16 protein-coding genes and 1 pseudogene are annotated in these 21,495 nt (G+C 60.5%); 7 read left to right on the top strand and 10 right to left on the bottom strand.

Annotated features, from left to right (window positions below):
• Positions 1-156 precede the first annotated feature (156 nt).
• A complete protein-coding gene (locus L1080_RS33005) occupies positions 157-765 on the bottom strand; it encodes a TetR/AcrR family transcriptional regulator (protein ID WP_250775720.1) in 609 nt (202 codons plus the stop codon).
• A 149-nt stretch (positions 766-914) separates the two neighbouring features.
• Between L1080_RS33005 and L1080_RS33000 the strand changes: the two genes are divergently transcribed.
• Together L1080_RS33000 and L1080_RS32995 are read left to right on the top strand one after the other, a co-directional pair.
• Positions 915-1,889, top strand: a complete 975-nt coding sequence (locus L1080_RS33000; RefSeq protein WP_250775722.1) for an NAD(P)H-quinone oxidoreductase — start codon at positions 915-917, stop codon at positions 1,887-1,889.
• 356 nt (positions 1,890-2,245) lie between these two features.
• Complete coding sequence (locus L1080_RS32995) at positions 2,246-3,583, top strand: MFS transporter (protein WP_250775724.1); 1,338 nt, start codon at positions 2,246-2,248, stop codon at positions 3,581-3,583.
• A gap of 648 nt (positions 3,584-4,231) precedes the next feature.
• On the opposite strand, the gene L1080_RS32990 is transcribed toward L1080_RS32995, so the two are convergent.
• The 5 genes and pseudogenes from L1080_RS32990 to L1080_RS32970 all read right to left on the bottom strand — a co-directional run bounded on the left by L1080_RS32990 (position 4,232) and on the right by L1080_RS32970 (position 9,245).
• On the bottom strand, positions 4,232-4,789 hold the full coding sequence (locus L1080_RS32990; RefSeq protein ID WP_250775753.1) for a pentapeptide repeat-containing protein: 558 nt from the start codon (positions 4,787-4,789) through the stop codon (positions 4,232-4,234).
• 59 nt (positions 4,790-4,848) lie between these two features.
• Positions 4,849-5,013, bottom strand: a complete 165-nt coding sequence (locus L1080_RS32985; protein WP_250775726.1) for a hypothetical protein — start codon at positions 5,011-5,013, stop codon at positions 4,849-4,851.
• Between the two features lie 436 nt (positions 5,014-5,449).
• Positions 5,450-6,864: pseudogene (locus L1080_RS32980) on the bottom strand (IS1380 family transposase).
• A gap of 570 nt (positions 6,865-7,434) precedes the next feature.
• On the bottom strand, positions 7,435-8,517 hold the full coding sequence (locus tag L1080_RS32975; protein WP_250776530.1) for an IS110 family RNA-guided transposase: 1,083 nt from the start codon (positions 8,515-8,517) through the stop codon (positions 7,435-7,437).
• A 278-nt stretch (positions 8,518-8,795) separates the two neighbouring features.
• Positions 8,796-9,245: a helix-turn-helix domain-containing protein gene (locus L1080_RS32970; protein WP_250776529.1), complete on the bottom strand. Its 450-nt coding sequence runs from the start codon at positions 9,243-9,245 to the stop codon at positions 8,796-8,798.
• A gap of 130 nt (positions 9,246-9,375) precedes the next feature.
• Here L1080_RS32970 and L1080_RS32965 point away from each other — a divergent pair, with 130 nt between their 5' ends.
• The 4 genes from L1080_RS32965 (at position 9,376) to L1080_RS32950 (ending at position 13,542) form a co-directional block, all read left to right on the top strand.
• Positions 9,376-9,594, top strand: a complete 219-nt coding sequence (locus tag L1080_RS32965) for a hypothetical protein (protein ID WP_250776528.1) — start codon at positions 9,376-9,378, stop codon at positions 9,592-9,594.
• A gap of 480 nt (positions 9,595-10,074) precedes the next feature.
• A complete protein-coding gene (locus L1080_RS32960) occupies positions 10,075-10,527 on the top strand; it encodes a PaaI family thioesterase (RefSeq protein WP_250776527.1) in 453 nt (150 codons plus the stop codon).
• A 410-nt stretch (positions 10,528-10,937) separates the two neighbouring features.
• Complete coding sequence (locus tag L1080_RS32955; RefSeq protein ID WP_250776526.1) at positions 10,938-11,906, top strand: DMT family transporter; 969 nt, start codon at positions 10,938-10,940, stop codon at positions 11,904-11,906.
• Positions 11,907-12,366: 460 nt separating this feature from the next.
• Positions 12,367-13,542, top strand: coding sequence for an MBL fold metallo-hydrolase (locus L1080_RS32950; protein WP_250776525.1), 1,176 nt, complete (start codon positions 12,367-12,369; stop codon positions 13,540-13,542).
• Between the two features lie 556 nt (positions 13,543-14,098).
• Here L1080_RS32950 and L1080_RS32945 read toward each other — a convergent pair.
• Positions 14,099-15,241: an aminotransferase class V-fold PLP-dependent enzyme gene (locus L1080_RS32945; protein ID WP_250776524.1), complete on the bottom strand. Its 1,143-nt coding sequence runs from the start codon at positions 15,239-15,241 to the stop codon at positions 14,099-14,101.
• 451 nt (positions 15,242-15,692) lie between these two features.
• On the opposite strand from L1080_RS32945, the gene L1080_RS32940 reads away from it, so the two are divergent.
• A complete protein-coding gene (locus tag L1080_RS32940; RefSeq protein WP_250776523.1) occupies positions 15,693-16,463 on the top strand; it encodes a helix-turn-helix transcriptional regulator in 771 nt (256 codons plus the stop codon).
• A 96-nt stretch (positions 16,464-16,559) separates the two neighbouring features.
• On the opposite strand, the gene L1080_RS32935 is transcribed toward L1080_RS32940, so the two are convergent.
• The 3 genes from L1080_RS32935 to L1080_RS32925 form a co-directional block, all read right to left on the bottom strand.
• Positions 16,560-17,996, bottom strand: coding sequence for an amino acid permease (locus L1080_RS32935; protein WP_250776534.1), 1,437 nt, complete (start codon positions 17,994-17,996; stop codon positions 16,560-16,562).
• A gap of 333 nt (positions 17,997-18,329) precedes the next feature.
• Complete coding sequence (locus L1080_RS32930; RefSeq protein ID WP_250776522.1) at positions 18,330-18,824, bottom strand: RidA family protein; 495 nt, start codon at positions 18,822-18,824, stop codon at positions 18,330-18,332.
• 1,792 nt (positions 18,825-20,616) lie between these two features.
• Positions 20,617-21,450 carry a mycofactocin-coupled SDR family oxidoreductase gene (locus tag L1080_RS32925; protein ID WP_250776521.1) on the bottom strand — a complete coding sequence of 278 codons (834 nt, stop codon included), beginning with the start codon at positions 21,448-21,450 and terminating at the stop codon, positions 20,617-20,619.
• Positions 21,451-21,495 lie beyond the last annotated feature (45 nt).

Below are 21,495 nucleotides of genomic sequence, written 5' to 3'. Positions count from 1 at the left end.
GGCGCACCCGAGACGAAAGGGTGGGTTGCGAACCGTACAGGCGGAAGAGGCCTGCGCGCTGAGTGACGATCGTGGCACAGGGCCCTCTCACCTGAATCTCCTATGAATCGCTGAGAATTCGCTCTTGGTCGACATCCAAGAGCGACCATTCCACATTCATGACGTGCAGTCAAGAGATCTCCGGCGCCTGAGGGTGAAGGGGCTTCCCACCGCTGCGGTGGCTAGGAGATCGATAATCAGCTGGAGGAGTTCCTCAGTCGGGCGATCGCGACGCCTACCGCCGATTAGCACACCTTCGGCAAGGATGTGGGCGACGTCGGTGACCGATTCGATGTCCGTGCCCGTGGGAACACGATCGCGAATCGCTGCGAGCAAGCGTTCATCGACCCAATCTTGAACCTCGCTGTAAGCCTCACGTACGGCGGGTGACACCTCCATGCGTTCATAGGCCTCCCTGTGCAGCAACCGATACGGAACCAGCGCGGCGAGTGCACCAGCAAGTTGCTTGCCGGCATCGCCGCAACTTTCAGGATCGGCTTGGATGCGGCGTAACTCGTCGGAGAAGTAGGCCCGAATAACAGCGGCGAAGAGATCATCTTTAGTTGGGAAATACCAATTCACCGCCCCTGTTGCCATTCCTGCGGCGCGTGCTACCGCCGCAATGCTCGTATTGCGATATCCAGCAGAAAGGAAAAGATGGCTGGCATGGGCAACGATCGCAGATTCGCGTTCGTGCCTGGGCACCGTCTGGTTGTTGCGTGGCATGAACTAACGATAGGCGGTCTCGCGGCTCTTGACTGTGATCCGGGTCATGGTCTTTACTGCCATCCAAGAGTCGAATCCGATCTAGACGCGGCTCCGCGAAGGCACGGATCGGTGCCTTGATCATTACTGACCTAGAAAGAGGAGTCCCGATGAAAGCCGTTCGTTCACGACTAGTAGGTGGCCCGGAAACGCTGACGGTAGAGGAGCTTCCAGACCCCATAGCAGGAGCCGGACAGGTAGTCATCGATATCATCGCGGCAGGACTGAACCGCGCCGACTCCGTTCAAAGGCAGGGCCGCTACCCACTCCCGCCCGACGCCACGGATATCCTCGGACTTGAGGTGTCGGGAGAAGTCAGCATGATCGGCACCGGGGTCACGGGCCTTGAAGTTGGAGATCCCGTCATCGCACTGCTGACATCAGGCGGCTACGCAACGAAGGTCGCCGTTGACGCGGGACAAGTTCTCCCCGCACCACGTGGGGTCAGATTGCGTGACGCAGCAGCGATCCCCGAAGTTGCAGCTACTCTGGTAGCGAATATCTGCCTAGCGGGCCAGTTCGCCAAAGGGGAAACCGTGCTAATCCACGGAGCGACCGGAGGGATCGGTACGTTCGGAATCCAGCTGGTCAAGGCACTTGGCGGCCGTGTTGCCGTCACCGCCTCAACCGCGGAAAAGCTGGCCGCCGCGAAGGAACTTGGCGCGGATATCTTGATCAACTACACCGACGAGAACTTCGCTGAGCGGCTCGCTGACGAAGGTGGCGCTGACATCATCTTGGATACAGTCGGAGGTGCATACCTGGATAGGAACCTGGACGCACTCAAACCCTACGGGCGCATCGTCACCATCGGACTGCAGGGAGGCGCAGAGGGCATACTAAACTTCGCTCAACTAATGCGTCGCAAAGCCTCGGTGATCGGAACCCTCCTTCGAGATCGATCAATCGAACAGAAGACGACGATCATGCACAAGACGCAGGAGATAGTGATTCCGCTCATCGAGAACGGATCCATCTCAGCCACGGTCGACAGAGTGTTCGCGCTTGGGGATGTCTCCGAGGCGCACCGATACTTCGACAGCGGAAACCATATCGGCAAAATCCTGCTCGATTGCCGAGCTTGAACGCGGCTTCCTGACGCATCGACAGTGCTCCCGCACTAGAAACCTCAACTGCCGCGCGGTCGCGTTCGCGCTAGCGCTCGCCGTGTGCAGGCCGAACGGCGGCCGCTCCTGGCAGCACGGCAGGTCACTCTCGATGGCGACCTGATTCAGCTTCTCACGCGGTCATGGCCCAGCCAGCCAGCCAGCCGGTCGTCCTCGACCGACGCGTAGATCCCATCACTCCGGGGGACCACTATTCTGCGGACCCGCGTGTCCTCACCCTCTGTACATCGGAGTGAGGAGTCCCCGTCACCGCAGAACCTCGCTTCCGCTTACTTGAGCTTCATCTCAGGCCACCATGAACCTAAGGGGTACGGATGCCGACCGAACAAAGAGCTGACCTCCAAACGAGGCCACACCCTCGAAGCGAAATCAGGAGAGTCGCGCTCTCCAGTTACATAGGCAGCATGCTCGAGTACTATGACTTCCTTCTCTACGGAACGGCCGCGGCGATAGTCTTCGGCCCAGTGTTCTTCGATGAACTATCAAGCGCCGCCGGTGCAGCCGCAGCACTTGCAACGTTCGCAGCGGGATACATCGCCAGGCCACTCGGCGGAATTATATTCGGGCATATGGGAGACCGAGTCGGACGCAAGTCCGTGCTGATAATTTCTCTCTCGGTGATGGGCGTGACATCGCTTCTGATCGGTCTGGTACCACCTTCGGAATCCATCGGACCATGGGCCCCTGCTGCGCTGCTCACGCTACGGATCATCCAAGGTATCGCGCTGGGTGGCGAGTGGGGCGGAGCCGTGCTGATGGCAATGGAGCATGCCCATCCGCGGTCACGCGGCTTCGTCGCGTCCTTTGCTTATGCGGGTGCCCCCTCGGGAGCACTACTTGGGATGGCCGCAATGGCCTGCGCTTCTATGCTTCCGGAGCAACAGTTTCTCGAATGGGGTTGGCGTATCCCCTTCCTGTTGTCAGGAGTACTTCTCGTCGTTGGACTCTACTTGCGCACTTCCGTAGAAGAGAGCCCTGTCTTCATAGATGCGAGGAAGCGGAATACGCCCGGTCCGAGGGAGCGCACGCGAACGCCGCTTTCCGAAGCCCTCGGGCAGTGGCGGGTACTCCTCTCTGTGTCGATGTCCGGCATCGCGGGCTTTGCGCTTCAATCGACCATGGTCACCTTCGCGATCACATTCGCTGTGAGCAGTGGGGGGCAACGCCCGGCAGTCCTCTTGGCAAGTGCGCTTAGCCAAGCAGTCGGGATATTCAGTGGTCTGGCTTTCGCTAAACTCTCGGACCTAGTTGGCAGACGCCCGGTGATGGTCGGTGGAGTCGCCGGGGCCGCTGTCCTACTCTATCCGTTCTTCCTATTGCTTCAGAGCGGCATGTTCATTCCGACTCTGCTTGGGTTCGTCTCGCTGACCCTGTGCCTGACAGCAATCCATGGCCCCCTGCCGGCATTCATTACGGAGCAGTTCGGAACCATGAGCAGATACACCGGATCGTCCCTCGGCTACCAGATCGCCACATTGCTTGGGGGAGGACTGGCTCCACTCGCCGTCACCGCGATCTATGCAGCGACAGAGACGGCTCTCCCGCTCATTGTCATCTTCATCGTAGGGATCTGCCTAGTCAGTGCACTTGCGATCCTGCGCACACAGGAGAGCAAAGATAACGACCTCTCGCAAATTGGTCAACTCCGGTAGAGGAACAGGGTTCACATCACGTTTGCGTACCTCGCCGAATTATTGGTCGGCACAGCGGCTGTCGTGCGTTCCTTCATCCCAACCGCAACAGCGTCGACCACGCACAATCGCCACCCATTCGTATTTCGATGATCTTCCTGCCTGCTGCATGCTGGTGGGGACCGCGCGATGGTCGAGTCCACACTGACGTCCCACACGATCGCACTCGCGGCATCGGCGAGTGTCTGCAACGCCGTCCGGATCCGCGCCCACACCCGCCGTTGACCGCATCGGAACAACCCGTAGACGTCTGGCACGACATGTGCCGGGACGGCGCGTGGCGTCACGGCTACCCGACCGAATCCGCCACTTTATCCCGTCGATAGTTGCTGTTTCACCTTTTTCGGCGGGCGATCTGCCTCTCTGCCCGATGCAGAGGCGGAACCAACATCGCCCATTTTGCTCGGTCAGGTCCGCCCGCCCCTACGCCACTACGCTGTGCACGAGGTCTCCGATATTAAGGTTCCAGCGTGGTCGCTGAACCCAGATACCGGAGCCCTCGTTCATTGAACGGCAGCGGCACACTCCACTTCATCGAAAAAATTCAGCCGCACCACTTCGGAACACTGCCTCAGTGTCATCAGTGCGCGTTTGCAGGCTCACTGTTAGTCACCCAGCAGAGACGATGAGACCTTGTGCCGCCGCGTAGCTGACTGCCTGCCCCAGCTCGATCTGCGCTCGGTCCAGTTTCGCAGAGGTCCACAATGCCGCATCTACTTGAGCTCCCCGCAGGTCTGCTTCGTCTAGTCTCATGTCACCAGTACGCGCCCCCGATAGATCCGCACCAGCTAGAACCGCTTTCCGGAGGTCGGCCTTGGTGAGGTTAGCCTCACGAAGGCGGCAACTTGACAGATCGACGCCGCGCATGTCGACACCGCCGAGTGAGGCGAGCGTGAAGTCGACCTCTTCGAGGATGACCTGCCTAACGCGCGTTTCGACGAAAGATGATCCGACGAAGGTCGAGTGCCGGAACTCACTATTCGTAAGCTGTGTGTATTCGAAATGGCAGTTCCGAAAGGCGGTTCCACTGTGTTTCGATTTCGTCAGGTTCGCACCGGTGAAGTCGCAGTCGGTGAAGGTGACTATCTCGGTCTGCAATCCTGATAGATCAGCGTCGCGAAAGCTGCAACTCGTGTACCTCCGAGCGCTCCATAACTGGTTCGCCATTCGCCCGTCGGTGAAATCCTCACCAACGAAATCAGGTTCAGCCCTACCTTCGAAAACGGTCACGTCAACCAGTCTGCCTCACCCCGTAGAGAGGTGAGCGATCGGTCGGCCGCGGCGATCCAAATCTGCCACAACAAGACTTCACCGGTGCGGCAGTGTCCCGCCTCGCGAAGGCCCAGCACCTCCCGGGTGTGTCCGCCGTAGCCCTTGTCCGTGGAGGTCACAAGTCGGTGCGCGCGTTGAGCGCCGGGCACATGTCGAAGTGCACGCCTGCGTCCTTGACGAAACCAGAAGTTCGAGTCAGTCAGCGGTCAAAGTCCTCGTCGGAATGATCACCGACGAACACCGCTGGCCAGGGTATCCTCAACATTCCCATCGCACTCGCCGCGACGCCGCTGCTGATGCCTAACGCCCCGCCCGATTCGGCTCGATCGACATCCTCGGGCGCGCGGACCGTCACCGCTGGCCTCGCGCTCGCCGCCTACTCCATCATCCGCGCACCTGAGTTCGGCTAAGCCTCGATCCACCGAACGGGTGTGGGTCGGGTAGCGGATCTGGTTGTGGGCGTTGAGGGGCTCTGTGGGTGTGGGTGATCGTCCGACCTCGGTGTCGGATTGTTCCACTGGGTCTTTCACGTCGGGCCGGAGATGGCGGGGCGGATTAGGTGGCCTGCGGTTTTCGTCTCCCTGTGTGAGTGAAGAGCCGGTTCCACTCGGTTTCCCAGGGCCAGCACCGGGGCAGATGCAGGGTAAGGCAACGGGCCGAGGACGCGATCCGGGCCGGGACAGATATCAGGGTCCTGCGGATGGTGGCGGTCGTCGCCTTGGCCAGCGACTTCCCGGTAAGGCTGGCAGCGGCGCGGGTGAGATTGAACGCCATCACCGCCAGCACCAGCCAGGCACTGTTCGCGGCGAACCGCCCCGACGGCAGATGCGCGAGCGCGGAATTCTTCAAGTCGGCGTGGACCTGTTCGATGATCGCGTGCCCGCGGTGAAGTTTGTCCGCGGTCACCGTATCGAGCACCGCCGGGTCCGTGGTGGCGGCTGAACGCGTGGAACCGCCAGGTATCGAACAAGGTGCCCTGACCGTCGGTGTGCTCACGCAGGTCGGGAATGCGACGCACCACCAGCCGGCCGGGTGTCCGCTCGGGTGCGAGTCGTGAGCCGAACGCGGTGAACTCGATCTCGGCGACCTCGGCCCGCGAGATCCACCGCCCGGCTCGGTTCGTCGTAGACGGCGTCGGTGTACTCGATCGGTGTCCACGCCGACTCCTCGATCGCGGCGATCGCTTTCTTCACCTTCGCGGTCATCCGCACGGTCACCGACACGTCCGCGCCGGCCCCGATTACCGCGGACACGGTCGGATAACCGTAGAACGCCGAATCGGCCCGCACCAACACCCGTTCCTTCGCCCCACCGGGTGTCGGTGGGTGCAGGCCGCGGACGGCGGCGAGGGCGTCGGTGACCATCCGCGCCGCCCCGCGGGGCGATCCGCAGGCCCCGCGGCGCAGGCGTTGGCCGACGATCACCGGAGCCTGCCCCTCGTAGGTGGCGGTGGCGATCAGGGCGTTCAACCCACGGACCCCGGTATATCCGTACCCGGAGCCCTGCTTACCGGGCCCGTGCACCGGCACGATCGTATCGTCGAGGTCGACGACCACCCGCCCACCGGCGTCGGGAGCGCCGGTCAGCGGTGTCCGTTCGGCCAGGCCACGCAGGAAGCGGGTGGCGACCGCGTCGAGTTGGCGGACGTGCCCGAAGGTGAACGACCGCAGGAACGAGCCCAGCGTCGACGGCGCGTACGGGCGGTCGAACACGGTGGCCATGGCGCCGTGCCGCAACAGTGCCATGTCGTCGATGCTGTCGGCGCCGGCGACCATGCCCGCGACCAGTGCGGTCACCTTCCGCCCCGCATTGGCGCCCTTGTCGGTCGGCACCGACACGTGCTCGTCCGCCAGGTCAGCGAGCCCGTTTTCCTGGGCCAACTCCAGCACCGGGATCAGGCCGGCCGAGGCGAGGAGGTTGCGGTCATCGAACACCGCTGCCCGTACCGGGCGGGTATGAGATAGTTGCACCCTAGAGATGCCCTTCGTTATGGGGAGGATCGGACCTTAGACAAGCCCAATCTTTCCAAAACGTAAGGGCATCTCGCCGTTACGACCCACCCACCACCTCAATCCATCGGTGGATTCAGGCTGATATGTTGGGCGATTTGTCAAGTAGGGCACGCCGAACTGGTCCTGAAACATCCATCAGGACAGGGGAATTCCGTCCCCCGGTAGTTGCCGATGGGATGGCGCCCGCAGTCGGGGTCATGGCTGGGCCGGAGGCCCACGCGGAGCGCTCGGCCTTGACCCCCGGCGAGGAGCGGCGTCACGCTTGGGCGGCGTCGGGGGAAGGGGGAGACCGTTGGTGGGGCGAGTCCGAGGTCAGCGTGTCGTTGCACGACGCGTGGTCAAAGCTGATATGCGCGGGTTGGTTACCGCAGGACCATGTGTTCGGCTGGAGCAGTGCGCTGATCTAAGGACGAGCGTGGCCGAAATCGCTTCGCGCGCTTCGGTTGCTCAATAGCCTGAGGGCGTGTTGCTCCTCGCGCTGCGGTTCCTCGCCTCGTGACCACCAACGGTCAGTTCGGGGTGGCCGGTTCAGTCGGGCATCACCGCCAGCGACCAGCACCAGCCGGCGAGCTCCCGCGCAACGGCGACGTTGGCGATCACCGGCCGTTTCCTGCGGAGGTTCAGGTTGACCCAGCGGGTGTGCAGGCGCTGATTTCCGGCGTGCCCGCGAGCTCGTGCCGCGGCCGGGGCCTGGTCCCAGCGGCGCCGCAACACCACACCCGGGTGGTAGGTGGTCCGATGGTGCCAGGCCGCCTCGACCAGCAGCCGCCGCACGTGGGTGTTGCCGGTCTTGGTGATCGCGCCTTGCGAGCGGCTCTGCCCGGAGGAGTGTTCGCTGGGTACCAACCCGAGGTAGGCGCCGATGCCGGCACCGGTGAACCGCTGCCAGTCACCGATCTCGACCGCGAGCGCGAAGCCGGTCAACGTCGCGATGCCTCGCAGACACCCCAGCCGCCGCGTCATGGCGGTGAATTCGCTGTCCCCGGCCAGCGCGATGATCTTCTCGTCCAACCGGGCGCGGCGGGCGGTGGCCAACACCACCGTCTCGTAGGCGTCGTCGAAGGCCGCCTGTGTCGACGCCTGGTCGAACCTCTGTTGCCGCAGCCATCGATCGTGCAGCTCGGTCCACGCCTTGCCGCCGGAATAGACGATCCCGTTCCGCAGCAGCAACTTCGACACGCGATGCCGTGACCGCATCAGATCCTGCCGCGCGGCCTCACGGGCGCGGACGAGATCGCGGGCGGATTCCTCGGCCTGGCTGGGGACCCGGACCGACACCACCTCGTCCAACCGCAGCAACCGAGCCAGGTGCAGAGCATCTCGCGCGTCGGTCTTGATTCGATCGCCGGCCGGGCGGTGCAGCTTCGACGAAGCCGCCACCTCGCAGCGCCACCCCGTCGACCTCAGGGCGCGGGCCAAGCCGAAACCGGTCGGTCCGGACTCGTACACCACCGCGCACGGGCCCGGAAGTTTGCCGACCCACTCGAGCACGTCGGTGTGCGAGGGCGTCAACCGCGCCCTGAACACCTCGCCCGTCTGTCCGTCGATCGCCGCCGCGACGACCGAACGGGCATGCACATCCAACCCAACACTCGTACGTTCACAAAACACCGGGGCCTCCTCACACCTGTTGGAAAGGCCGAGCACGGAAAACATCGCTCGGTAACCCATGAGGTTGCGTGAGCGAGGTCCCTGCCAGCAACTACTCCGCTCCGCGAGTAGTCACTACATACGGTCTAAGGTGCAGATCAAACGGGGGGACGGCTCACTGTGTTCGCGGTGCCGCGTGCGCCCTTCGGCTCCTCCAGCCCGGTCACCGCGAACCCCTCATACGCAGCGGAATCGTCGTCATCCCATCCTCGCCGCAGTGGGCGAGGGCCGAAGCCACATCATTTGGTCGGCGGCCGGGTGCGGGTATACGCGGAACGGACCATTTCTTCTTCCAGGTGCAGGGCGTCTGCGAGTGCAGCGGCATGGCGATCGGACAGCGAGCTCTCGCCGCGCTCGATCCGGCCGAGTGTGGTGGTGTTGAGCCCGGATCGGTGTGCGACTTGTGATTGCGTCAATCCCGCAAGTATTCGCAGGTCGGCCACCGTTCGTTTATTCTCCGGAACGACGATGAGGCAGTCGAGGGCGATTCCCAGCTTCTCGGCGATCCGGGCGAGATGCTCGGGTTGGGGGTGTGATCGCGAGGTTTCCCAGTTGTGGATAGTGGACGGATCGACACCGATTGCGCGAGAGAGTGCGCCGCGCGACAGGCCGGCAACGGTGCGCGCGATCTCGAGGGCTTGAGGTTGGAAGCCGTTCAGGGGCGGTCTCACCGGGGAAGGTCCGTTCATCGCTGGATCGTGTTGATTGAGGATGTGTACACCGCCGGTATCTCGGGTTTCAAAGGTGCCAGTTCCGAGCCGCATTGCCCAGAGCGCGCCTGTCTGGGCTACTTGCCCGGCGGATTTCCGGGACGACGGCGTGAGCGAGATTATCAGCTGTCCGCAACGCGCCGAACGGCACGATCTTCGCACGTCTCGCGTCCGGGATTGTCGCGCTCATGCGTTCGGCGACCTCGACCGGATGGCGATCGTCGGAACCGGGAACGGTGAGCGCTGGAACCTCGATCGCGCGAAGCTCGTCGAGCGTGCGGAGCGAGAGGTCACGCCAAGGGCAGCGGCTGCGGCGACGCTCTACTGACAGGCGGGCGAGATCGCAAAGCGCACGAGGTTCGCGATCAGTGGTTGCAGGTGGGGAGGAAACAACCGCAGGCGTTTCGATGCAGTCTTCTCGCACCCGTTCGGCGAACCGCCGCCGTCAATCCTGGGCGAATGGTGTGCGCGAGCTGATCGTCGCTCTTCTGCAGACTGCGCGTCTCGGGAAGTCTGGTCGAATGGTTCAGTCCAAACGTGATCATTGTTAACACCCACAAGGCGCGTGGGGAAGCTACTCACGACGGATCTCACAGTCGAAGGTGCAACTACGGAAAGCTTACCCTCGCAGATGGTCTTGTACTTCCATGCTTGCCTCTCGCGCAACTATTCAAGGAGTGGCGTCGACATCGTCTAGAAAGTCAAGCGCAAACGCCCGGCATTTTAGGCCAGTGGTCAGCCGTTTCCCGGCCATGCACGAAACTGTAGTAGCATTCCGAAAGCGTAGTAACACTCTGATTGGAGACATATGTCATCCGAACCCATTGCGGCAACTCCCGATCCGATGGTGCCTACCTCCGGCACCGAGGCGATGCAGCTGTTCCTTCCCAACTCGCCCTTTGTAAGACACCTCGGTATTGAGTTGATTGAGATTGGAGACTCCCACGCTAGACTTCGGATGCCATATAGAGAGGAGCTCGTCACCATCGGAACGATGGTTCACGGAGGTGCTCTCGCGGGGTGTGTTGATGTCGGGATTATGGCCGCAGCATGGGCGGGAGACCGCGTTCCCGAGAAGCTCCGTGGCGTCACGGTATCGATGTCGATTGAGTTCATCGACGCGGCGTTCGAGGAAGATCTCGACATCGTGGGCACACGTCTTCGCCGAGGCAAGCGACTAAGTTCGTGTTCCGTCGATCTTGTCACCACCGTGGGAAAACGCCTGGTAGCGCGAGGAATGGGCACTTACCAGGTTGGTTGACAAGTCGACTCGTCGTGCTCCCAATGCGGGTCTTCGGAGGGATACGGGATGGCCTGCAGCTGTGTTCGAGAGACGGCGGCGCGAGTGAAATACCCGACCACGACGAGCATTAGGGCAACTGCCCTGAAGGCTGAAAACCGATCCCGCGGGTATTGTGCACGCAGAACCTCGTCGGGGAGCGATGACAGCTCGGGCCGGCGAAGCAAAGGGCGATCTGCGTGACGCGCCCATCCGAGCCAGCCCAATGTGACACGCGGCCGACCACCCCAATCGAGTAGTCTGTGCGTGGACTAACCCAGAAATGCAAATTCGTGTTGACCGAGCCTATCGAGAGTGGTCGTGATTCGTCCCTTGCTGTGCACGAGCGCCACCGAGCCTTCATCGCTCGTCGATCTCGCTGTCATGTACCCGTGAAGAATCTCAAACCCGAAGAGCCGCTGAAGGAGCGCAGAACTCGCCTCGGAGGCGACCAACTTGCTATCGCCAGCTTAGTAGCCGCAGCTGGTTGCGGGTCTTTCCTCGGAGTTTTTGCTCGATCGTTGGACATCTACCTCACGCCGGTCCAGCAAATAACACTGCGATGCGGCCTTGGTGCGCTTGTCCTGAGCGCGCTTGCGGGTCCGCGCACGCTCGTGTTGGCAATTTCCAAAGCCTCTCAACGCGATCTTGCTGTTTCGGCGGCACGTGGAGTCGTACTCTACGGGGCGGGAGTGACGCTGAGCGCGTATGCATTCATCCACGGAAACTACTCAGTTGTCTCAATAGTGTTGGCACTGCCCGTTGTCGCCGTTCTCGGCTCGGCTCTGTTCGGAGACCGTCTAGGGCCCAAAAAATGGGCATTGGTCCTGTGCGCCTTTACCGGCGCAGTCTTCATTTCCCTGTATGGGGCCGCACTGGACACTGGAAGTATCATTCCACTTGCTTGCGCACTGGCCGCGGCAATCTTCATGGGCATCGGATTCGTGGGGCAACGTGCCCAGAGTGATACGCTCACGCCCATAGCGACCGCAGTTGTCATGCTCGTCACCGCCGCGATAGTGACGGGAATCGTGGGCGCGTTCCAAATCGTCAGTGGCGAAGCTACCCTCAGACTCGATGATCTGCCGACGGTCCTCGGCCTGAGCATGGGTGCGGCGGCGTTGAGCACAACGAACCTCCTGGCCACAAACTACGGTATGCCGCGTGTGAATGGAGCGACAGCAAATAACGTTCTTGCCCTACAACCAGTATTCTCGATCGGCGTTGGTGCCGCCGTCTTCGGCGAACTCTTGTCTCCACTGCAATTGCTGGGCGCTCTTCTGATCTTAGCTGCGGTGATACTGATGCCCAAAGGGCCGGCGAGGCGAAGGCGCCCCGGTATATCCGACGCCCCTGTATAGGACAATTCGGAGAACCAGGATCCTCGGGACCCTAACGCAGGACATGAAACCCGAACGAAGAACGTTGTAGCGCAGCATCTGGTCGGTCGAGCGACTGCGACGACAGTCCGATTCACTACGTGTTGCCTAGCAGTGCCGGCCGAAGCCGAATGACGGCAGCGAGCGCCGGTTCTCCGCCCTCTCGGCGGTTCGAGTAGCTACAACCTCTGGTTCCCGGTACCTATTGCGCACTCTTCAAACGCATCCAACTGCAGTACGGGACGAGCGACGTCATCATGATGGACGACACATTTGACTCTGCATGAGACTCGTGCCATCTTTATCTGCGGTTAAGAGATGCTGGTCTGCCGCGACCCAAAGACGAAGGCACCACGGCATGACCAGTCGGCTCGACCTCGGACGGACGCCTCATAGGCGTTTTCCCACGTTCGACTGACCGATGACCCGAGGAGCACGCACGATGTCACAGCACGCCTTCCCCAGGCGATCACTACTGACAGCAATGGCCGCAGTAGGTACTGCTTCGCTGGTTGTCTCAGGATGTTCGGCAGATAGCAGCGAGGAGTCTGATCCTGCACCCGCGAAACACACTCGGGACCCGCTGTATTCAGAAGCAAACACGAGGCTTGTCCTGCTCGGCACCGCAGGTGGACCCAACTGGTGGAACGGCGGAGAGCGGGCCGGCGTAGCATCCGCTGTCGCGGTCGGCGAGAAGTATTACCTGATCGACGCAGGCCACGGGGTAGGGCAACAGATCAAGCGTGCTCGGCTGGGGACATGGGACGTCGAACTTAAAGGTCCACTAGATGCTCTGCAAGCGATCTTCTTGACCCATCTGCATTCGGATCACATCTGCGACCTCAACAATGTGCTCAACAACGGGCTGGCCAATGGGTTGGGGCGCGGCGGTGAAAAGGTCCAAGTATGGGGGCCGGGCAATCGAGGACAATTGCCCCCGGTGAGCGGCGGAGGGCCCGTCCCACCGCCGGTCGCTCCCGAGAATCCGACGCCCGGTACGCGAGAGACCGTAGAGCTGATGAAGAGAACCTATGCAACGGACTTCAACGATCGAATGTTTGACAACCATACGCCACACGTCAACGAGCTCTTCGAAGGTTTCGACGTTCCTATTCCTGCGCAGTATCTAGCAGATCCCAACCTGGATCCTCACCCACGGATGAGCCCCATCAAGTTCTATGAGGATGATCGCGTATCGGTCTCGGCAACGCTCGTTCAGCACGCACCGGTATTTCCAGCCCTCGCATACCGATTCGACACCGACGATGGCTCAATAGTCTTTTCAGGAGACACTGGTCCGAGTGAAAACCTGATCGAACTGGCGACGGGTGCCGATATTCTCGTGCATGAGGTTATGGCAGGAGAGTGGGTAGCGGCGGGCTTTCCGCACCCGCGCAGCACACAAGATGAAGCTGTATACCAACACATGGTTCGGTCGCACACACTAATCGAGGAAGTTGGGAGTGTCGCTGAGCGGGCCGGTGTCGGGACGCTGGTCCTCAACCACTTTGCACCGAGTACGTGGCCAGTGGAGAAGTGGGAGGCGGCCAAAGAAGGGTTCTCCGGACGATTGGTGGTCGGATCGGATTTGGATCATATCGGCGTCGGTACCGCATAACGGTCGTCAAAATTAACATTGGCGCATGTCGGCTGGCAAGCGAATTCATGCATCTCCTGGTCAGTCCGCGAACCCGGCACGGATCAGCGTGCGCCGACGGCGCGGTGCCTGTAAATTTCGGGATCGGTAGATGTACGTGTCAATCACGGTTCCATGGGCGAATTCCAGTTGCGAACCGCGCATCTTTGCTAGCGAGGTGAACCCTTCGCTCTGGGGTGGAGTCTGAGTATGGGCATCGGGCCTTCGATCCACTGGGTTGTCTTTCGGCTCGCAGGTGGGGCAGACACGATCAGCCGCCCCGTCAAGTCACCACCAGGGCGCGGACCTCCGTGAACCATCCGGTGAACAGCTCCTGCCAAAGTGTCTCGTCGGACGTTCAATCCTCGGCCGGGTGTCAACCCTTCCGCGAGCACTGGGCCCAAGTAGTTCTGGCTGGACTCAGGCTCAGATCGCGCACTCCGCACCATCTGCACCGAGATCGATCACACTGGATGGCACTCCCAGTGCCAGAGCTGCTTGGTGATGACATTCCCTGTCCGGCGGCCCGACGAGGTGCTTAGCCCGACGCGACTTTCGAGGCATGCTCTAGGTCGCTGTCAGAGGTGAAGTAGTGCGGTGAGAACCGAATTCCGCCCCCACGGAGTGAGCATAGAACCTGCTCGCGCAGTAGTCGCTGGTGGACGGCGGCGGATTCTTCACGATCGCTGACAGCTAGAACGATTCCTGATCTGTTGGCCGGCGGATAGTCGTAAAGAAGCCTGAAACCACGGGTTTTCAGCATATCGCGCAGGAGCGCGACGCGATCAAGAACGATGCTTTCGACCCGCTCTGCACCGATCGTCTCCACTAACTCGAGCGTCGCGCCTAGCCCCGCCGCGCCAGCCGCGATTTCGGTACCTGACTCGAATCGCCGCCCATCCTCTGCAAGTTCGGGCTCAGCGGTAAAGGCAAATGGATCCCTTACTGACATCCACCCAGTAGTTGATGGCCTCAGCGCATCGAAAGCCTTGTCGGAAAGGTGAACAAAGCCTATGCCAAATGGCCCCAGCATCCATTTGTGCGCGCTAACTGCCAATACGTCGATGTAGGCGGCGTTGACATCAACCCGCATCGCACCGACAGCCTGCGTACCGTCGACGACGAACAAAGCCGAATGCGATCGCAAAGCGTCGCCGATCTCTTCCAACGGATACCGATATCCCGAAGAGTATTGAACTGCACTCATCGTCACTACGCGCGTCCGGGAGTCCACCGCCTCGTACAGGGAAGGTAGGTCGACGTGGCCATTCGCCATTGGAACCGGACGAATCTGCACCCCGCGATTGCGTAACATCTGCCAGGGGTATGAGTTCGACGGAAACTCCCCGGCTGGGAGGACGATATTGTCGCCCTCGTTCCAATTGAGCCCATTCGCGACAAGCGCAATTCCCATCGACGTGTTCTGCGTCAATGCGATTCGGGACGAAGAGCCGGAAACTAAACGAGCCGCCCTCGTTCTTACATCGGCAAATAGTGGTCCCCAAGAATTGGCGGCTGCGACTCCGAAATCGCGATGCGCCTCAGTGATCGCTGCCATCGCGTTGCAAACGTTAGTCGAGACAAGCCCAACCGCGGCATTATCCAGGTAGGTGTATGTTCGCGTGCCAGGATAGAATCGTCGAATCTCCGCTTCGCGGAACGCGCGGTCTTCATATACCAACTTCTTAATCCTAACTGAATTCAGATTTCGACAATGATCTTCGCGCAAATGAAATCGAAGAATTTCGATTTTCCTGAATAGCTGCGCTCGGAGACAATTCACCCATCGATTCTCGCGCGACCCGGTTCGGTATCCATGACGCTGGCCTGTGACAGGACAGATGTCGCTCAAGGTACCCGTGTGGACCGAAATAATCAACCACATGTTGCACTCGTTCCCATAACGAGCGCGCAAGTGGGGCGATTCGCGGCCGCGGTCGGATCGTCGGTCCCGAGCAAACTCTCGCTGGGAAGGACCGCTTTGTATCGCGGCGCACCCGAGTCCCATCGACGCTGGGAGCCGCCGCCCTCACGGACAATTTCAACAAAGTGTGTAGAATGGGCATGGGGTAGGCGAACCGAGGCACGCGCTTCAGCAACCTCAATGCCAGGCCGAAACCAGGAGTGGGGAAGTGAACAGCAAATCGAATGATCGAGGAGCGGACCTCGAAAGGTATAACCCTCCACCGGCGACGATGGATGGCGAACGGTTGATTGCTGTCTTCAGCCAACTAATTGAGCCTCTGGGAAGAACCTTGCCGATTTCCAGTGAAATAATCTTGCACGACTTCAGTAAGATGCCGAACTCGATCGTTGCAATTCACGGTAATGTGACAGGGCGCAAGGTTGGTGACCCGGCAACGAACTACCTTTTGGAGCGGGTCTCGGAGGGCCGGTTTGAGAACGACATCGGCTATGAGACATCGTTGCCCGATGGTCGGCGATTGAAATCGTCGACGATGATAATTCGGGATATTTCGAATTCGCCGGTTGCCGCACTATGTATCAATAGTGATGTTTCCGTGTGGGCTGAACTTCAGAGTATAGCTTCGGCGATGATCCGGGGAAGTGAATCCGTGCCGCCGGTGATATCCCCTGACGCTCGAGTCGCCAGGACGCTTCCTTCTCACCAATCGGGCCTTTCTCGTGAATGGTTTCCTAAGAATGTCGATGAGCTCGCTGAATATTTGATTCGTCGGGCGATCGACTGCTCGGGGGTCAGTGTTTCTGAAATGAAGAAGAAGGATAAGGTTCAAGTGGTTGGATACTTGAAGAGCAAGGGGTTCTTCCTCTTGAAAGATGCGATCGAAATGATCGCATCCGAGCTCGAGATCACTCGCTTCACGATTTATAACTACCTGAACGAATTGGAAGAAGCGGAGATGGCGCCGGGAAAGCCATGAGCCTCGGCGGCGAGCACCTGCGCCGGGGTCCAGCTGTTCACCGCCCTGCCGAACACACAGGCAAGGACCAGATTAGAACTACCGAACAATTTCTGGTCAAATGGAGGTCGCCTCCGTCGAAGCGGCGTTGACTTGAGTGGGCACCGGTTGCGAGGAATCTACCTGCGCCGATCCCAGGCGCTTATGCCGAACCCAGTAGATCAGAGCGATCACAGATGCAAGAGCGGAAGTCGCAAGGATCTGAGTCCTGGAGGCCGCGTCGAGAAGCGCAAGTGCAAAGATCCCGGCGAGGAGGGCCGCAGCAAGATAAGAAAGGTACGGGAACGCCCACATCTTCAGTGGCAGCTGAATGGTCGGATCCCGGTCGGCACGGCGACGCAACACGATGTGCGCGAGAACCGCAGCCACCCAAAGAAGCAGATTCACAGATCCAACCGTGTTGAGGAGGACAAAGAGAATCGTCTCTGGCCAGAGATAGTTCAGCAGAACAGCGACGAAACCGAATGCGACCGAAGCGACGACGGCGGCGCGCGGCACCTTATTTTTCGAAACAGTGGAGAATCGCTGGGGCGCAGAGCCCCGTTTCGACAGTGAAAAGATCATGCGGGATGCCGCATAAAGGTTGGCGTTCAGCGAGGAAAGAAGAGCGGTGGCGATTACCAGGGCCATGATCAGGTCGATGCCAGGGATACCTGCGAACTTCAAAACCGCGACGAATGGTCCTGATTGCAATTCCTTCGAGTGCCAGGGCAACACCGTCACCATGATCACCACCGATCCGACAAAGAAGATCAAGATGCGGTAAATCACCGAACGGGTTGCACGAGCGATGTTCTTCTTGGGGTCTTCAGTCTCGGCGGCTGCGATGGCCACGATCTCAGTGCCGCCGAAGGTAAATATGACAATCAACAGAGCGGCGCCAATGCCGGAGATGCCATTTGGCATGAAGCCGCCGTGATCGAAAAGGTTACTTAGGCCGGGGGATTCGGCATTTGGCATTGCTCCAAGCAGGATCGCTACGCCTACACCGAGGAAGATGATGATTGCCCCGATCTTCAAGGCGGCAAACCAGAACTCCATTTCGCCGAACTTCGAGACTCCCGCGAGGTTCATCGCGGTGAAGATCCCCATGAAGGTCAACGCGAGGCCCCATTGGGGTAAAGACGGCCACAGTGAGTGCAGGATCGTTGCTGCGGCCGTCGCTTCTGCGGCGATTGAGACGACCATTGCTGCCCACCACAACCACCCCAAGGTGACGCCGGCAGTCGGTCCCATCGCGCGGCCAACGTACACCGACAGGGCGCCGCTGTTTGGATTGGCCGCCGCCATCTCCCCGAGCATCCGAATAATAAGGATGATGAGGAAGCTCGCGAGGGCAAAGGCGAGGAGGACTGCAGGCCCGGCGGTTGCGATGCCCTTGCCCATGCCGACGAAGAGTCCGGTGCCAATCGCACAGCCCAGACTCATCATTACCAGGTGGCGAGGCTTCAAATGCTTCCCAAGTGCATCAGTTGATTCGATCGCACCCGGCATACTTCTGGGGTCCGGCGCAGCCAGACGTGCTGTGTCGTCTCGTGAGTTCTCTGATTTGTGCGGCATGGTTCTTCCTGGTCGGGAGGTGATGCGGTAGGCGCGGCGACCCATTCGAGGTTGTCCTGGTGGGAATCGATCTGATTTTTGTGGTGTGAGGGATGCGACACCATCGGACCTGAACAGTAAACTTCAACTAATCGTAGAAGTCAACGGTTCATTGATATGCCATGAGTGTTGGTGAATCCGCGGGCAACTTGGCGAGGTAGTCAACGAATGACCGCTGGTGAGAGCATGTTAGAAGCGGATGCAGCACTGCGTCAGAAGCGGGACGGACTAGCTGGTCGCAAGCTCCACCGTGAGTTCTACTTCAACGGGTGCGCCTAGGGGCAGTTCGGCAACACCGACGGCGCTGCGTGTGTGCTTGCCCATCTGCCCGAACAGTTCGAGGAGGAGCTCGCTCGCGCCATTCGCAACCTGCGCCTGTGCGTTGAATCCAGGCGCTGATGCAACGAAGACGGTCATCTTCAAAATCCTTGTGATTGCATCGAGGTCAGCTACCGTGCCGATTGCGGAAAGCGCATTCACTGCGCAGGCCTTAGCGAGCTGCGCCGCCTGCTCCGCCGAGACCTCTGCGCCAACCCTTCCAATCGCCAACAGCCCGTGCGCCGCGAGCGGCAGCTGCCCGGACGTATAGACGAGAGTCCCGCTGCGCACTGCGGGGACGTAGAGTCCCGCCGAGGCAGGGGGAGCGGGCAAGCGGCACCCCAGGTCGATGAGTCTCTGCGCTACCCGACCGGCAGTTTGTGGTTCAGTTCCGACAAGCGTCATCCGTGATGCCCTTCAACTATTGATTCTCAACCGTGCGTTGAGATTCAATAGTTTGTTGAATCGCGCGTGGATTGTCAACCCTCCTCTTGGCAACGCCGAGAGGACTGCATCGGTGTGCTGTCAATGCGCCGCCGTACTGCCTTCGATTTTGGAAAGGAGCCTAAGTTCTTGGCGGACTGAAGGCATACGTCGGTACCGCCACTGTGAACCGACGCGGTGCCGACTTCGGCGAACTGGCTTAGCAGGATTCGGAGCAGGTGAGACTCGCATCTTGGCCCCTTCGGATCCACCGACGAAAATGTGGTCGGACTGCCGGGGCCGTCGCTGGCATCCGAGGTGGTAGATGGCGGTACGCAATCTTCCTGTGCGCGGTCACCTTGCCGCGCATGCGGGTGGGCTCTGGTGAAGAAGGCGTGGAGCCGTTAGGTGTCGAATGCATCGACCCAGCTCATCAGCGTGCGCGTGCAGTCCGGGGACCGGGCCTGCTGGTGGTGGCGCCGCATCCGTTCGGGGGAGACCGTTTGGAGGTGATGGCGGCGACCTCAGTTCAGGGAAGCACCGGCCTATCGGATCGACGGAGAACGGCATCGATGTGTTCAATCTGGTGTCCAGGACTGCTCGTCGACAGCGGCGATTCGCCGCTCGCCTCAGTCCTCAGCCGAACCGTCAAAGCCGCCCGATTCGCCGCGGAGACCACTCCGCTCCCCTCGCAGGCGGAGCCGGCCCGCACAACACCAGACATGCTCGTCCGTGGGCTGCAGGCGGTTGACGGCATCAGTGATCACCCATGCTGCTCTGCTCGGATCGCAGCCGCTTCCCTACGCTCGCCGAAGCCCCTTCGTCGGTATTGGTCGTGGTGAACAGGATGTTCGATTCTGGACGGGTGATACTCATAGCCCGAGTCACTTCATTGCCGACCCGTGCACAGGCACGATGGTGGAGATATGGCACTCTACGACCTGCTCGGACGAGATCGAGGGGCGTGCGGTACCCACATCAGCTTCGGGCGTATGACCAGCGTTACTGCTCGGCCAGTGCATCACGAACTGACTGGCGACGGCACCGAATGTCCGGACGATTCTGAACCTAGGAACGCCGGAAAGAGCTGAACGCCGTTGGGGATACAGACTATCGAGCACTGAAGGCACGGCGCCGTCCCACGCCAGTGCCGGCTCGCGATGCTGTCGACGCCGTTACCTGCCCGTCACCCGAAAGCCGCCGGGAGGAGCATTTCGTGGCACACACGCTCGGTGCTGATTGACGCCGACATGGGCCAATTCGCTAGGGCCTCCCAAGCCACGCCGGTGTACCAACCGGAGTCCCGAAACCAGTCAGTCCGGGGCAGCGAAACTGCAGTCGTCGAACGTCGTGCCGCTCATCCGAGTGGGTATGGAGCTCCCAAGAGATGGCCTTCGGATCGATCGAACTGGCTCTACGGGAAGTCCGATGGCGTCTATCTCGCCACGGTATCTCGCCGATTCACTGCACCCGGCGACAGCATCGATGGATTAGAGGGCAGTGCCGATAAGGGCCAACCGTGGCTGCACTCAGGAGACTAGTGACGAGGGCGGGATCTGGGCGACTGCGACTGGGACGCATCATCGCCCTGCGGGGTGTCCGGCCCAGAGCAGATGTGACGACACGGTCACTTCCTGCCTTGTGCACCCCATCGGTGGACTCTTGTATGTGGGCATACGCTGTTGGAGCGTCCGGGTCCACGATGGTCGATCCATCGCTACGGCGAGCCACATGAGTGGAACGAAGGCTTCAGCGAACGTAGTGTTCTACTGGACTATCGAATGAGCCAACCTGCATCCACTGGCAGGTCAGTCCCGGTCACGAACCTGGCTTCGTCCGAGCACAGAAAAAGGACGGCGTTACTAATATCGTCCACCGTGACCCATGGAATCGGAAGTACATGCAGTCCCGGCATGAACTCGGCGAGATCCTGTCGCCCAGGGTTCTTCCGGTCGGGGAAGAACAGATCGTAGAGCGCCTGGCTCTGCGCCATGTTCGTATCGACGGTGGTGGGAAGGACTGCGTTGACTCGGATCTGATCAGGGCCTAGTTCAATCGCTAAGGACTTGACTAGCCCCATCAGTCCATGCTTGGCGGCGCTGTAATGCGCGAGGTTACCGCTGGATTTGAAACTGGCGACCGATCCTGTGGCGATGATGACGCCACCAGGCCCGCCTTCTTTCAGGTGAGGAATTGAGGCCCGCGCTGTATTAAACACACCCGTAAGGTTCGTCCCGATCATATCGGACCACATACTGTCGGACATATCCTCAACTGGACTGAAGCTTGCAACTCCAGCGTTCGCGATCACCAAGTCGAGACGGCCAACTTCCTGGACCGCTTGATCGACTGCAGCTGAGACGGCACTTCCGTCACGCACGTCGACTACCGCAGAGACAATCCGGCGACCCGTTTCCTCGACGGCGCCCACAGTCTTTGCCATGTCGTCTGGACGGGCTAGTTGGTAGGGGACTGAATCGATGTCGCGGCAGAGGTCGAACGCGACGATGTCGGCGCCTTCTTGCGCCAGGCGGATCGCGTGATTGCGTCCCTGCCCACGTGCTGCACCCGTAACGAGTGCGACTTTTCCCTCGAATCTTCGCGTCATGGCTCTCCGTGGATGATCGATACGAATAGATGGTGGCAATGGCAG

Origin of the sequence: Rhodococcus sp. MSC1_016 (genome assembly GCF_023667485.2) — a bacterium.
GTDB lineage: Bacteria > Actinomycetota > Actinomycetes > Mycobacteriales > Mycobacteriaceae > Rhodococcus_F > Rhodococcus_F oxybenzonivorans.
This window is presented reverse-complemented; position numbering and strand designations above follow the sequence as displayed.

What these genes read in the sequence shown, in the direction of transcription:
- L1080_RS33005 (WP_250775720.1), bottom strand. Translation starts at nt 765, where the DNA reads ATGCCACGCAACAACCAGACGGTGCCCAGGCACGAACGCGAATCTGCG.
- L1080_RS33000 (WP_250775722.1), top strand. Translation starts at nt 915, where the DNA reads ATGAAAGCCGTTCGTTCACGACTAGTAGGTGGCCCGGAAACGCTGACG.
- L1080_RS32995 (WP_250775724.1), top strand. Translation starts at nt 2,246, where the DNA reads ATGCCGACCGAACAAAGAGCTGACCTCCAAACGAGGCCACACCCTCGA.
- L1080_RS32990 (WP_250775753.1), bottom strand. Translation starts at nt 4,789, where the DNA reads ATGGCGAACCAGTTATGGAGCGCTCGGAGGTACACGAGTTGCAGCTTT.
- L1080_RS32970 (WP_250776529.1), bottom strand. Translation starts at nt 9,245, where the DNA reads ATGAACGGACCTTCCCCGGTGAGACCGCCCCTGAACGGCTTCCAACCT.
- L1080_RS32960 (WP_250776527.1), top strand. Translation starts at nt 10,075, where the DNA reads ATGTCATCCGAACCCATTGCGGCAACTCCCGATCCGATGGTGCCTACC.
- L1080_RS32950 (WP_250776525.1), top strand. Translation starts at nt 12,367, where the DNA reads ATGTCACAGCACGCCTTCCCCAGGCGATCACTACTGACAGCAATGGCC.
- L1080_RS32935 (WP_250776534.1), bottom strand. Translation starts at nt 17,996, where the DNA reads ATGCCGGGTGCGATCGAATCAACTGATGCACTTGGGAAGCATTTGAAG.
- L1080_RS32930 (WP_250776522.1), bottom strand. Translation starts at nt 18,824, where the DNA reads ATGACGCTTGTCGGAACTGAACCACAAACTGCCGGTCGGGTAGCGCAG.
- L1080_RS32925 (WP_250776521.1), bottom strand. Translation starts at nt 21,450, where the DNA reads ATGACGCGAAGATTCGAGGGAAAAGTCGCACTCGTTACGGGTGCAGCA.